The organism is Anaerocolumna cellulosilytica (assembly GCF_014218335.1).
Taxonomy (GTDB): domain Bacteria; phylum Bacillota; class Clostridia; order Lachnospirales; family Lachnospiraceae; genus Anaerocolumna; species Anaerocolumna cellulosilytica.
Window position 1 is genome coordinate 258,486 of the sequence record NZ_AP023367.1, and the last position, 13,996, is coordinate 272,481.

The window sequence follows — 13,996 nt, forward strand, 5'->3', positions numbered from 1 at the left end:
TATGACATGGAGGTACAGGGTGATTAGAATAGCAATTTGCGATACAGATAGCAAGATTTGTGGACAGGTGAAAGATATTTTAAACGTAGCAGAAATTAGGCTAATGAATCATTTTTGTATTGAGGATTTTTGGTCTGGTAAGGATCTATATGAAGTTCTATTGGATGGTGAGTATTTTGATATTATATTTTTGGAGACAGATCTTCAAATAATGAGTGGAATAGAAATCGGCAGAAGCATTAGGTGTGAAATGAAGAATGAAACAACACAGCTTGTATTTATATCTGAAAATGATAAAAATGCTATGCAGTTGTTGAGTGTGAGAGCATTAGACTTAATTATTAAGCCTGTTTCGGAAAAGAAAATTAATACAGTACTGGAGAAAGCTATAAACAGTATTCGAGATTTCAAGAATTTGTTTTTATATAAAAAACGTTTTACAATTTATAATGTTTTATTGGATGATATATTATACTTTGAAAGCAGTAATCGAGAAGTTAATATAATTACAAACAATTATACAGACACATTTTATGATAAGCTTAGTAATATATCAAGTAAACTACATTATTTTATTAAGATTCATAAGTCGTATTTAATAAATCCAAATCATATACTAAAATCAGAGTATAGTAAGATACAGATGTCAAATGGTGTTCTATTACCAATAAGCCGTAAGAATAGAATAGATGTTAGAAACATACTTAATAGAATTGGATTGGATAATAACTATATATTCTAAAAGCTATACTTGATTACAACTTTTGTAACTTCTATAAAGTAATTATTCCTGAAAGTTTCTATAAGAAAGATAGTAAGAAAAGGAGTTTACAATGAATTTTAATATAAAGAAAATGACATTGACTGTGCTAATATTATGTGTACTTTCAGTTTTTATATATCTTTGGCTTCAAGAGGGTAAAACAAAATCAAGATTTTACATGTTTAGTGGATATAATGAAGAGATATCAGTTAATAATGGTTATATTGCTGTTAACTCGAACTACGAGAAAATTGTGGGGGGAACTCTTCACTTTGATATGACATTGCCAAACACTATAGAGTCTTACACAAAAAAAATTTATCTAAAAGATAATGAGATAGAAAAATCACTTTTTTTCAGGTATGAAATTAATTTAAGTGGTGTACAATTTAGTTCAAGTTTATTTAGTAATCTAGATATTGGAGAAAAATATGGGGAACTTAATATAAGTGACATAATAGAAGAAGCTCTTACTGACAATTTATTTTTTACTTTTGAGTATACAACTATAGATGGAGTTACAAATTCAAGTACCATCCACTTAAAAGTTAATGAAATATTATTAGAAGAATAATGGTAATATATGATTAATACAAAATAAGTCATCTGTCCGAGCATTAAAAGATACATCAATAATAGTAACAAAAAACAGAGTCTAAATTAATAAATATTTGTTTTTATATAGTATAATAAAAATCTACTTATGACAAAATCAAAAAAATTATAGAAAACTACTTGCAAACCATAAAATACTATGGTATAATTCTAACTTGTCAGAAAGAATTGTAGATGACTCGTTTCATCTTACAGATGCCGGCGTGGCGGAACTGGCAGACGCACAGGACTTAAAATCCTGCGGGACTAATCTCCCGTACCGGTTCGATTCCGGTCGCCGGCATTAAAAACTTTCAAACAATTTTATATAATTTATGCGGGTGTAGTTCAATGGTAGAACACTAGCCTTCCAAGCTAGATACGTGGGTTCGATTCCCATCACCCGCTTTTTTGTTGTCTAAAATTAGCAATGTTTCATAAGACTAATTCCATCTTGTCCTGAGTATACTATACTGTAACTTTTTAGTTGCTTTCATTTACAGAGGTACTACCTATCTGGAAGACTAAGAGGCTTCTTTTTAGAAAGGACAAGAACAAATGCTGAAACTATACAACAACACCTTAAAATATATATTATTGTTTTTCGTAGGCGGTTATGCTTATTGCGGAGTAGAAATTTTGTTCCGGGGCTTTTCTCATATCTCTATGCTGATAGCCGGTGGAATCTGTTTTATTCTTATAGGCTTACTAAATGAAGCATTTCCCTATAAGATTTCATTAATCAGCCAGATGGTCATGTCAGCCCTTATTGTAACCATTATAGAGTTTGTTGTGGGACTTATCGTTAATGTCTTTATGGGACTTGGTGTGTGGGATTATTCGGAGTTACCTTATAATTTTATGGGGCAGATATGCCTATTATATACAAATATATGGTTTTTACTATCTCTGCCGGCCATATTGATGGACGATTATCTAAAACATTACCTGTTAGGGGAAGAAAAACCTCAGTATAAAATATTTTAAATGTAGCTACCTATAGGATAAAAAATAATAAAAGTTAATATTTTTAGTAGAAAACCCTTATACCATTTAAAGTACACTGTACGGTATAAGGGATTTTTGACATTTCAGGTGTTTTTATGTTAAAATAGCCCTACTTAATAAATAAGTGTGAAGGTATGAATTTGCACTTGTTATTACAGGAACGAGAGACTGGAGCATAACGTGAAAACATTACTGATAGGAATTAATGCAAAATATATTCATTCAAACCTTGCAATTCATTATTTAAAAAGCTATGCAAAGGAATTCAAGGACAGTATAATGCTGATGGAATTTACAATAAATCAATATACGGATCATATTCTGCAAAGCATATATCGTGAAAAACCTGAATTCATAGGATTTTCCTGTTATCTTTGGAATATGTCCATGGTCAAGGAACTCTGTACAGAGCTTCGGAAGCTTTTGCCGGATACAAAAATCTGGCTGGGTGGTCCGGAAGTGACGTATGATTCCTTAAAATGCCTTAGAGACATGAAAGCAGTAGATGGTATTATGTATGGGGAAGGGGAAGAGACCTTCCTAGAACTCTTGAAGTACTATCATTCCTGGTATGGCATAAAAGAACCGGATGAGAAAATATCTATGAATAAGATAAAAGGGATAACCTACCGTGGAAGTGCAGTAATAAAAGAAGATGACAGCTGGGTGGGTAGTGACCAAGAGGAGCTGTTCCAAAACTCTTTTCGAAACGAGTTAGATATAAGTACAATTCCGTTTCCCTATGAAGAGATGGAGAAGTTTAAAAATAAAATCATATATTATGAGACCAGCAGAGGGTGTCCGTATTCCTGTAGTTATTGCCTTTCTTCCATTGATAAGAAGGTCAGGCTGCGAGATTTTGAATTAGTGAAACAAGAACTGTCTATATTTTTAGCATACAAGGTACCACAGGTTAAGTTCGTAGACAGAACCTTTAACTGCAACCGCAGACATGCTCTTGACATCTGGCGTTACATTAAAGAACAGGATAACGGTATAACTAATTTTCATTTTGAAGTTTCTGCTGATATATTAGATAAAGAGGAGTTAGCTTTACTATCTACTCTTAGACCGGGGCTGGTTCAGTTAGAGATTGGTGTACAATCAACCAATGATGCAACTGTAACGGCAATTCGTCGTAAAATGGATATTAGTAAGTTGAAAGAAGCAGTGGACTATATTCATAAGGGGAAGAATATTCACCAGCACCTAGATTTGATTGCAGGACTGCCTTATGAAGATATGGATTCCTTTCAGAATTCCTTTAATGAAGTATATGAGATGCAGCCGGATCAGTTACAGCTTGGTTTTCTAAAAGTCTTAAAAGGTTCTGCCATGGAGGCTGAAAGCCGAAAGTGGGGCATTGTATACAAAAGCAAGCCCCCCTATGAGGTACTGTATACAAACTGGTTAAGCTATGAAGATATCCTTACCTTGAAAAAAGTGGAAGAGATGGCAGAAGTCTACTATAACAGCGGACAGTTCCAATATGCTATAAAATATATGGAACACTTTTTTGCAACTCCCTATAAGCTTTATGAGGCGCTTGGGAGGTATTATGATAAAAAGGAATATGAGGGTATTAGCCACTCGAGAATAAGAAGGTATGAAATTCTATTGGAATTTTTTACGGAACTGATAAGATGTGACAAGGATAAAGAATTAAAAATAGCAGCCTTTCAAGATATTTTAGTACATGATTTGTATCTAAGAGAAAAATTAAAGAGCCGGCCAAGATTTGCTGAGGATTGTAATAGGTATAAGCAAACATATAAGGAATTTTATGCCGATAATGACAAGCTGATGGAATGTCTTAGACTATTTGAAACAAAGGAAATGCCAGAGCAGGTAAAGCCGTATCTACATGTTGAGCATTATTCAATAGACATTAAGCAGACAGTAAAGAAGGGTGAAGTTATTAAAAAAGAGCAGTTTGTGCTTTATGATTACTTGCACCGTAACCCTTTGGATTCTCAGGCAAGAACACTCCTTGTGAATCTGTAAACATAAACTTATGTGTTCATCTTTTCTAGGAAATGGGGGTAAATATGCCAAAGAGAAGAATAACAAAAGCAGAAAGAGAAAGGGTGGAAAAGATATTAGCCCTTTTAGATGCATATTATACGACAGAGTATAAATGCTACTTAAACCATGAAACACCCTGGCAGCTATTGATTGCCACTATTTTGAGTGCGCAATGTACGGATGAAAGGGTGAATATTGTAACCAAAGACCTTTTTGTAAAATATAAGACGTTAGAAGATTTTGCAAAGGCGGATATCAGAGAAATGGAAAAGGATATTCACTCCACCGGTTTTTATCATAATAAAGCCAAAAATATCATAGAATGTGCCAGAACACTGGTTACAGAATATGGAGGAGAAGTACCAAGCGATATAGAATCTTTAACGAAGTTAGCCGGAGTAGGAAGAAAAACTGCCAATGTAATTCGTGGAAATATCTATCATGAACCAAGTATAGTTGTAGATACCCATGTAAAACGTATCTCTGGAAAGTTAGGACTTACGAAAGAAGAAGATCCGATTAAAATTGAATTTGATTTAATGGATGTATTGCCAAAAGACCACTGGATTCTTTACAATCTCCAGATTATAGCCCATGGAAGGACAATCTGTACGGCCAGAAGCCCCAAATGCAGCGAGTGTTTTTTATATCCTTATTGTAAATGGCCGGGTAAAATATAAAGGAAGTAAGGTGAAAAGAACAAATGAATAACCGGATTACAACCTTTGTCTGCTTTGATATTGAAACAACCGGTTTAAGTCCTGACAGAGACCGGATTATTGAAATAGGGGCATTAAAGGTAATTAACGGTAAGATACGAGAAACTTTCAGTGAATTCATAAACCCGCAGATGAAACTGCCGCCTAAAATTGTCAGCCTTACCGGAATAAGGGATGATATGCTCTTTTCAGCCGGTATGGAGGAAGAAGTTATTACTCGATTCCACCAATTTGCGGGGGAAGAATATATTCTTATGGGGCATAACATATCATTTGATTACAGTTTTATCAAAACTGCGCTCACAAGACAGGGAAAAAATTTTGATAGGAACGGGATTGATACGTTGGATTTAAGCCGGAGATTATTACCGAATTTAGAGAGTAAAAGTCTGGGAAGTCTTTGTGCATATTATGGGATAATCAATGAACATGCTCACAGAGCCTATGACGACGCAAAGGCAACAGCATTACTTTATGTAAAACTTTGTAATGAATTTTATGAAATAGAACCGGCTGTTTTTGAGCCGAAAGCTTTAAGCTATAAGGTAAAAAAGAACCGGCCAATAACCGGCAAACAAAAAAATTACTTGATAGATTTAATAAAATATCATAAGATAGATTATATAAAATCAGTAGAAGCTCTCACGCAAAGTGAAGCCTCCAGAATAATTGATAAGATTATCCTGGAGAAGGGTAGAATAAACTATTAAGATTGTATTATACTATCAGCATAATAATTATAATTAAAGCTTGGACAGGGTTTTAAATAAATATTAGGTTAGGACTGCAATTCCTTAAGGTATTTTATAATGTTATCCTTAGAAAGAGATTTTATACCTTCTGCGGTCTGGATTAATGTTTTTATTTTTTCCTTTTGGTTATACTTTATGTAATGCTCAGCTAGAAGAAAATAGTGCTTACTAACGTCAGTATTACACTGTATACCAAATTCAAGAACGGATAAAGCTTCGTTCTCCATAGCATGGTCATGAAGCCACAAGGCCCATTTATAAAGTGTTTTGGCAAGTAGTGTAAAGTTACCGTCACATTGAGATAGGAAGGTAATATTAGCGGTACCGTATTCTAATTTTAAATCGGTATTTGACAATCCGGTTAGATTAAGGATTTTTTTATCTGCTAATTCTTTTACGGTATTCTGGATAGCCTTTAGTTCCGAATCCTCAGTGGCTATGAAGGGAAGAGTATCGATAGGAATATTAATGTAGTTTAACCCGGAAAGGTCTTTCTTACGTGTTACATTGGCCTGCCGTTCTCGTTGTAGGAAAGCCTCTTTTTCCTTACGCAGGTTAAAGGTGGTTTTAGAACCAGAAAAACGGATTAGAAGGTATAATATAATTATAATTGTTACTACAATCAGCATAAAATCATTCCTTTCTGAAATAATAAATAGTAAAGAAGGTGACAAGATGAACTTTAATAACAGAAAAGTAAGAAAAGCCATATCTACTGCTATCATTGTTGTAGTGGTTTTATCTATGGTAGTACCTATTCTGCTAAGCGCAATTATGTAATCCTTATGTGGTTTAATTAGAATATACATAATATATTTTAAAATGTCAAACAACAGAAATATTATCTTGATAAATCTAGGGATTATGTTACAATAAATGCAAGTACGCGAAAAGGGAGGTAACCGTATGAAGAAGAAAATAATAATCAGAGTGATGGTATTTTTATTACTATGCTTATTTTCAATCGGAATAAAAAGTCAGGTGTTAGCAGCTTCTGAGGAAGAAACTATAACGAAAGGTGTATATATCGATTCCGTAGATATTGGCGGTATGACAAAAGTACAAGCCAAAGAAGCCGTTGACCAATATATAGACGATCTTAAAATTAAAAAAATAACCATAACAGTGGACGATGCTTCTGAGGAATCAACCTTGGAGGATTTAGGCTTACATTATAAAGATAATAACTATCTTGATGATGCGCTGTTGATTGGTAAGTCAGGTAATCTAATTAAAAGATACAAGGAATTAAAGGATACAGAAGAGGCAAGTCTGGTTTATAATCTTGAATTTGCATTGAAAAAAGATAAAGTAAAAGATTTCATAAAAGAAAAACTTAGCAGTCATGATGTAAAAGCTGAGAATGCTGCCGTTAAAAGAGAAAACGGAGCCTTTGTATATACAAATCACACAGTAGGAAGAAAAGTAAATATAAAAGATACCTTAAAGGCAATTGAGGATTCGCTTACAGAAGGTTGGGATAAACAGGATATAGCAATCACTGCTGTCGTGGAGGAAGATATTCCTAAATACACCAGAGAAAATGTTGAGAAGGTAAAAACTCTTTTAGGTACTTTTTCAACCACCTACACTACTTCCTCATCAGATAGAGCGGGGAATCTGGCAAATGGTGCCAGACTTATCAATAACACGGTATTGTACCCAGGGGATGTATTTTCAGCCTACGAAAAACTTACACCTTTCACAAAAGCCAATGGGTACTATGAAGCCGGTGCTTATGCCAATGGTAAGGTAGTAGACAGTATTGGTGGCGGTGCTTGTCAGGTAACCACTACATTATATAATGCAGTATTATTGTCGGAACTAGAAGTAGTAGAACGTGCACCTCACTCTATGACTGTTAGCTATGTAAAATTATCCATGGATTCTGCCATTGCCGGAACCTGGAAGGATTTAAAATTTAAGAATGATAAGGATTCTCCTATTCTAATTGAGGTTTATACTAGAGACAGGACGATTACCTTTAACATCTGGGGAAATGAAACCAGAGATACCAAAAGAACAGTTAAGTATGAGTCAGTTGTTTTAAGTGAAACAAAACCGGGTCCGGATGTTGTTACAAAAGATCCAACCAAACCAGAATCTTACCAGATAACAACTCAGTCTGCTCATACCGGTTATGTGGCCGAGTTATATAAGGTTGTATATGAAAATGGAACTGAAGTTAGTAGAACAAGAGTGAATAAAAGCGTATATAACGCATCTCCAAGATATGTAACCGTAGGTTCCATGGTAGAGGAAGAAGAAGTAGAAGAGGAAGAACCATCTACTGAAACTTCTGGAGGTGGATTACAAGAAGGTCCAACTGACGGTACAGATACAGGTAATACAACGAATGAGAAGCCCGGTAAAAAACCTACTGCCAAACCTGAGGATAATAACTCTGATGACACTTCTTCAGAAAGTCAAGAAGAAACAGAATCAACAGAGAGTATTGAAGCGGAAGACGGAGTTTAAGCTTAAGGGCTAACATAAAATTAAAATAAAGGGGCTGTTGCAAATAAAACCTTACTTGTATAATTAATAATACCGGTAAAGTGTAGTAGAGGTTTGCAACACCCCCTTTTCATTATATGGGCTATCATTATATCAAATGAACTATTTGAATTAAGTAAAATGAATTAACTAAAAAACCAGTAAGGAGGCTATATGGACATAGGCAAAGTATCGGAATCAGTATTAAAAAGATCAATTTTAAAACAAATAAAACATAGAAGAGAGGAAGTACTGGTGGGTCCCGGTGTTGGTGAGGACTGCAGTGTCGTGGAGCTAAAAGAGGATGAAGTATTTGTAATCTCTACGGATCCAATTACCGGTACAACAGAGGATATTGGAACTCTTGCTGTACATATTACTGCCAATGACATATCCTCGAATGGTGCTCAGATAATCGGTATTATGCTTACGATTTTGCTCCCGGAGGGAAGCAAGGAATCGGAATTAAAGATTTTAATGAAGGATATAGAGCAGGTTTGTCAATCTCTTAATATTGAAATTATGGGCGGGCATACTGAAATTACCGCAGCAGTTAACCAACCGGTCATAACCGTTACCGGAGTTGGTAAGATGCCGAAATCTCAAATGATAAAAACCGCAGGTATTAAACCCGGCGAAGAGGTAGTCATGACAAAGTGGGCAGGACTTGAAGGAACTGCTATTATAGCCAGGGAAAAGGAAGTGGAATTGCTATCCAGATATACGAAAGAATTCATCGGAAATGCTAAAGATTTTCTAAAACATATATCTGTTGTTCCGGAGGCTGTAATCGGAAGAGAAATGGAAGTAAAAGCAATGCATGATGTGACAGAGGGCGGTATATATGGAGCTCTATGGGAACTTGCAGCAGCTTCAGGGGTAGGGCTTGAAGTGAATCTTAAAAAAATCCCAATAAGACAAGAGACAGTAGAATTATGCGAATTTTTTGATTTAAATCCCTATCAGTTGATATCTAGCGGTGTAATGTTAATGGTTACAGATAAAGCAAATGCACTGGTAGAGGCGTTGGAGAAAAAGGGTATACCGGCAGCAGTAATCGGCAGGGTAACAAAGGGGAATGACAGGGTTGTTTTAAATGATGATGAAAAACGTTTCCTGGCACCTCCTAAAAGTGATGAACTGTATAAAATATGGAAGTAATGAATAGTATGAAGTAAGAGTTTTGCAATTAATCGGTGTATAACAAAAAAATATAGAAAGGATGAGGACGGTTGAAAGAAAAAATATTAACAGCCATCGATAAAAACAGTAAACTTTCTGCCAAGGATTTAGGGGCTATGTTAGGAAGTTCAGAGGAGGAAGTAGCAGAAATTATTAAACAGCTTGAAGAGGATACAGTTATCTGCGGTTATCCGACTTTAATTAATTGGGATAAGACCCAAAGCGAAAAGGTTACAGCTCTAATTGAAGTAAAAGTAACTCCACAAAGGGGACAGGGCTTTGATAAAATTGCGGAAAGAATCTATAAGTTTGATGAAGTGGAATCGGTGTATCTTATGTCCGGCGGATTTGATTTAACAGTAATCATTGAAGGCAAAAGCATGAGAGAAGTTGCTAACTTTGTATCCAGTAAATTAGCACCTATGGAAGCTGTACTCAGTACAGCAACGCATTTCGTATTAAAAAAATACAAAGAACATGGGCTGCCCTTAGTTCATGAAACAAAGGATGAAAGGATGTTGATTACACCGTGAGAAATCCATTATCCAAGTTAGTGGTTAATATTCAGCCTTCAGGAATCCGCAAATTTTTTGATATTGTAAGTGAGATGAAAGACGCTATATCACTTGGAGTGGGAGAACCTGATTTTGATACGCCTTGGCATATTAGGGAGGAGGGAATCTATTCTCTCGAAAAAGGAAAAACCTTTTACACCTCCAATGCAGGACTAAAGGAATTAAAAGAAGAGATATGCAACTACCTCTATCGAAGATACCAATTAAACTACAGCCCTGATCACGAAACCATTGTGACAATAGGAGGTAGTGAGGCCATTGATATCTCCTTAAGGGCAATGCTTGACCCCGGGGATGAAGTACTGATACCACAGCCTAGTTATGTTTCCTATTTACCCTGTGTAACCTTAGCAGGAGGGAAGCCAGTAATTATTGAGCTAAAAGATAAAAATCAGTTTAAATTAACGAAAGAAGAATTACTAGAAGCTATTACAGATAAGACCAAAATATTAATATTACCGTTTCCTAATAACCCCACCGGAGCTATTATGGAATATGAGGACTTAAAAGAAATTGCTAAAATAGTAGAAGAAAAGGATTTATATATTATATCTGATGAAATTTATTCAGAACTTACCTACGGACGAAATCATATATCCATTGCTGAGTTTCCCGGAATGAAAGAACGAACTATTTTAATCAATGGGTTTTCAAAGTCTTACGCCATGACCGGATGGCGTCTGGGTTATGCCACAGGACCGGCTAATATAATTGAGCAAATGATAAAAATCCATCAATTTGCAATTATGTGTGCACCTACAACCAGCCAGTATGCAGCTATTGAAGCATTAAAAAACGGTGATGCAGATGTAGACATGATGCGTGTAGCCTATGACCAAAGAAGAAAATATCTAATCAATGCATTTCAAACGATGGGACTGGAATGTTTTGAACCTTTTGGAGCCTTTTATGTATTTCCTTGTATTAAGAGTCTGGGTATGTCTTCTGAAGAATTTGCAACAATGCTGTTAAAAGAGGAAAAAGTTGCGGTAGTTCCAGGGACAGCTTTTGGTGATTGTGGGGAAGGGTTCTTAAGAATTTCCTATGCTTATTCTATAGAAAATCTAAAAATAGCAATAGAGCGTATAGAACGGTTTGTGAAAAAACATAAAAATAACCAGTAAACGCCAAACTTACCCTTTTATTGTGAAAAAATTAATTTTTATTGTCATACCGGTGATTTTTGTGATAAAATCGTTTTATGAATTACTTAGGAGGAAAGTACTATGGCAGGTTTGAATGCAGAGCATATTAACCCGTTTCTAATTGCAGCTACCAAAATCTTGAAGGATATGTGCTTTGTAGATGTAAAAATCGGAAAACCATATGTGAAGAACACAGAATTTAAGGATGATACAATTATTATAATGATTGGTATTACAGGAGAAATCCGGGGACAGGCCATGATTGCCTTTCCGAATACAGTGGCCTGTGATATTGCTTCAAAAATGATAATGATGCCTGTTACACAACTGGATGAAATGTCAACCAGTGCTGTATGTGAATTAGGGAATATGATTATGGGTAATACTGCAACTATTTTTTCTACCAAGGGAATTGGAATTGATATAACACCACCTACGCTTTGTAGTGGTAATGTTTCATTTTCCAATAGTTTTTCCCAGAATATATGTATTCCTCTGGCTTATGTGGATGGTAATAATATTGAAATTAATGTTGCAATAATGGGATAATATAAGACCGCTGTCATGCGAGCTGAAAGATTGAAAGAAGATTAAATATGAATATTATATTATTTGAACCTGAGATACCTGCTAATACGGGAAACATTGGTAGAACCTGCGTTGCAACCGGCACAAGTTTGCATCTGATAGAACCGCTGGGATTTCAGTTAACAGAAAAAGAAATTAAGAGAGCCGGTCTGGATTACTGGAAAGACTTGGATGTAACGGTTTACGAGAGTTTTGAGGATTTCTTAACCAGAAATCCCGGTGCTAAGATATATATGGCAACAACAAAAGCAGTGAATGTATATACAGAGGTAGAGTATGAGCCCGACTGCTTTATTATGTTTGGTAAAGAAAGTGCAGGGATACCAGAAGAAATCCTTCTTAAGAATAAAAATACTGCTATACGTATACCTATGATTGGGGAGATACGTTCCCTTAATCTATCTAATTCGGTTGCCATAGTATTATATGAGGCTTTAAGACAGAATGAATTTTCAGGAATGAAGCGGGAAGGTCAGCTTCACCGTCACACTTGGGATGAAAGCTTGTAAATAAATAAGATATTGCTGTTTGAAGATGTATAGAAAGATATTAATACATATCTTGGTTGTAATACAAAAGTGAACAGATTATAAAAGCGAATAAGCAGATGCAAGAATAACTTGCATCTGCTTATTTATGTGTTTGAATAAATAAATAGCTAGTAGATTTGTTGACTTTAGCGTTCATTTACTATATTAAAAAGCCTTCTGTTCGCGCTAATGTAAATAAGAATTCGGTACCAACGCCTTCAGTACTGATTACATTTATATTTTCATCGTGAGCAGTTATAATTTCTTTTGCAATGGATAAACCAAGACCGGTGCCCTTTTTATCTTTACCTCTGGAAGTATCTGTTTTGTAAAAACGCTCCCAGATTTTCTTTATGCTCTCTTTTGGTATGCCGATACCATTATCTTTAACAGATACAAAGACCTTATCACCTTTTTCAACTGTGGAAATCTTTATAGTTGAATTGTGATGGCTGAATTTTATGGCATTGTCTAACAAGTTATAAAGTACCTGCTGTATTTTACCCATATCAGCATTTACCAGGGTTTCCTTAGAAGAAAAGATAAGATTTAAGGTTATCTTTTTTTGGGTACAGGTACCTTCAAAGCTCTCCGCTGTTTTTTTGATTATATTATTAATATCAAAAGATACGATATCTAAGAGGGTACCATGGTTTTCAAAACTGTTTAGGGCTAAAAGACTGGTAGTTAACTTATTCAACCGTTCTGTCTCAAAAAGGATAATGCCTAAATATTTATCCTTGAGTTCATATGGAATAGTACCATCTTGAAGAGCTTCTGCATAACCCTTGATAGAAGTCAATGGGGAACGGAAATCATGGGATATATTCGCTACGAATTTTTTTTGGTAATCATCTAGTTTATCCAGTTCTCCTGCCATATAAGACACGGAAGCTGCCAGAGTAGCATACTCGTCCTGCCGCTTTAATTTTAATGGATAAGAATAGTTACCCTTCGCGTATTCCTGTGCGGCTTTATTTATTTTACCTAGTGGATGTAAGGTCAGATAATACAGACCTACAAATATAACAAGCAAAAATACTAAAAATATTAACAAGCATATATTGATGGTATCAATGACATATACGCTGTCTCGTTGTATTTCCTGCAAAGAGGAGTGGATAACAATGTAACCTCTTGTCTGATATTTGTATACTACAGGATATACAACAGTAACCATTGGTTCTGTCAATACACCTTCTAACTCTGTATAATCTGAAAAGGTTTCATCGAAAAAGTCAGGATCAATACTTAGAACATTTACTTCTTCCCCTTCGGTAATATTCTTACTGGTATCAGAAATTATATCACCTTTGGTGTTAACAATCCAGATTCTAGCCTCTAGAATGGAGCCAATGGTTTTTATCTGGGTAGAGAGATAAGGGAGAGAGAGCTGCTTATCATAATAACTAGACATATAATCTGAGGATATGGAGGTAGCCTCATTGTATAACAAGGATTTTTTGTCTTCAATCAGCTTCTGCTCATAACGGTCTAACCCGTAGGTATTCAAGAGAAAGAACATACAGAAAGCAGAGGCTAAGTATAAAACCAGCAATTGAAGCCACAAGTATCGTTTCAAAGTTCTCTTTCCCCCTTTTATCGTCTTAAGATATCAT

14 protein-coding genes and 2 tRNA genes are annotated in these 13,996 nt (G+C 35.2%); 14 read left to right on the forward strand and 2 right to left on the reverse strand.

Annotation, left to right across the window (positions count from 1 at the left end; genetic code table 11):
* Positions 1 to 19: 19 nt before the first annotated feature.
* The 8 genes from acsn021_RS01125 to acsn021_RS01160 all read left to right on the forward strand — a co-directional run bounded on the left by acsn021_RS01125 (position 20) and on the right by acsn021_RS01160 (position 5,819).
* Positions 20 to 742 carry a LytR/AlgR family response regulator transcription factor gene (locus acsn021_RS01125; protein WP_184093821.1) on the forward strand — a complete coding sequence of 241 codons (723 nt, stop codon included), beginning with the start codon at positions 20 to 22 and terminating at the stop codon, positions 740 to 742.
* Between the two features lie 91 nt (positions 743 to 833).
* Positions 834 to 1,337 (forward strand): hypothetical protein, encoded by a 504-nt coding sequence (locus tag acsn021_RS01130; RefSeq protein ID WP_184093820.1) that lies wholly within the window; start codon positions 834 to 836, stop codon positions 1,335 to 1,337.
* A 238-nt stretch (positions 1,338 to 1,575) separates the two neighbouring features.
* Positions 1,576 to 1,661 (forward strand) — tRNA-Leu (locus tag acsn021_RS01135).
* A 33-nt stretch (positions 1,662 to 1,694) separates the two neighbouring features.
* Positions 1,695 to 1,765: transfer RNA gene (locus acsn021_RS01140), tRNA-Gly, on the forward strand.
* Positions 1,766 to 1,915: 150 nt separating this feature from the next.
* A complete protein-coding gene (locus acsn021_RS01145; protein WP_184093819.1) occupies positions 1,916 to 2,344 on the forward strand; it encodes a putative ABC transporter permease in 429 nt (142 codons plus the stop codon).
* Between the two features lie 201 nt (positions 2,345 to 2,545).
* A complete protein-coding gene (locus tag acsn021_RS01150) occupies positions 2,546 to 4,369 on the forward strand; it encodes a B12-binding domain-containing radical SAM protein (protein WP_184093818.1) in 1,824 nt (607 codons plus the stop codon).
* 44 nt (positions 4,370 to 4,413) lie between these two features.
* On the forward strand, positions 4,414 to 5,070 hold the full coding sequence (nth, locus tag acsn021_RS01155) for an endonuclease III (RefSeq protein ID WP_184093817.1): 657 nt from the start codon (positions 4,414 to 4,416) through the stop codon (positions 5,068 to 5,070).
* 23 nt (positions 5,071 to 5,093) lie between these two features.
* Positions 5,094 to 5,819 (forward strand): 3'-5' exonuclease, encoded by a 726-nt coding sequence (locus acsn021_RS01160; RefSeq protein ID WP_184093816.1) that lies wholly within the window; start codon positions 5,094 to 5,096, stop codon positions 5,817 to 5,819.
* Between the two features lie 68 nt (positions 5,820 to 5,887).
* Here the strand turns inward: acsn021_RS01160 and acsn021_RS01165 are convergent, their stop codons facing one another.
* Positions 5,888 to 6,490: a hypothetical protein gene (locus tag acsn021_RS01165; RefSeq protein WP_184093815.1), complete on the reverse strand. Its 603-nt coding sequence runs from the start codon at positions 6,488 to 6,490 to the stop codon at positions 5,888 to 5,890.
* Positions 6,491 to 6,767: 277 nt separating this feature from the next.
* Between acsn021_RS01165 and acsn021_RS01170 the strand changes: the two genes are divergently transcribed.
* From acsn021_RS01170 to acsn021_RS01195, 6 genes are all read left to right on the forward strand, one after another.
* Entirely contained in the window at positions 6,768 to 8,339 is a 1,572-nt protein-coding gene (locus acsn021_RS01170) for a VanW family protein (RefSeq protein WP_184093814.1), read from the forward strand.
* Positions 8,340 to 8,531: 192 nt separating this feature from the next.
* Complete coding sequence (locus acsn021_RS01175) at positions 8,532 to 9,518, forward strand: AIR synthase family protein (RefSeq protein ID WP_184093813.1); 987 nt, start codon at positions 8,532 to 8,534, stop codon at positions 9,516 to 9,518.
* 71 nt (positions 9,519 to 9,589) lie between these two features.
* A complete protein-coding gene (locus acsn021_RS01180; protein WP_184093812.1) occupies positions 9,590 to 10,072 on the forward strand; it encodes an Lrp/AsnC family transcriptional regulator in 483 nt (160 codons plus the stop codon).
* Positions 10,069 to 11,238 (forward strand): aminotransferase class I/II-fold pyridoxal phosphate-dependent enzyme, encoded by a 1,170-nt coding sequence (locus acsn021_RS01185; RefSeq protein WP_184093811.1) that lies wholly within the window; start codon positions 10,069 to 10,071, stop codon positions 11,236 to 11,238. Before acsn021_RS01180 ends, acsn021_RS01185 begins: the two co-directional genes overlap by 4 nt.
* A gap of 102 nt (positions 11,239 to 11,340) precedes the next feature.
* Positions 11,341 to 11,808, forward strand: a complete 468-nt coding sequence (locus acsn021_RS01190; RefSeq protein WP_184093810.1) for a chemotaxis protein CheX — start codon at positions 11,341 to 11,343, stop codon at positions 11,806 to 11,808.
* A 47-nt stretch (positions 11,809 to 11,855) separates the two neighbouring features.
* Positions 11,856 to 12,356 (forward strand): tRNA (cytidine(34)-2'-O)-methyltransferase, encoded by a 501-nt coding sequence (locus acsn021_RS01195; RefSeq protein ID WP_184093809.1) that lies wholly within the window; start codon positions 11,856 to 11,858, stop codon positions 12,354 to 12,356.
* Between the two features lie 181 nt (positions 12,357 to 12,537).
* Here acsn021_RS01195 and acsn021_RS01200 read toward each other — a convergent pair whose 3' ends face one another.
* Entirely contained in the window at positions 12,538 to 13,959 is a 1,422-nt protein-coding gene (locus acsn021_RS01200) for a HAMP domain-containing sensor histidine kinase (RefSeq protein WP_184093808.1), read from the reverse strand.
* Positions 13,960 to 13,996 lie beyond the last annotated feature (37 nt).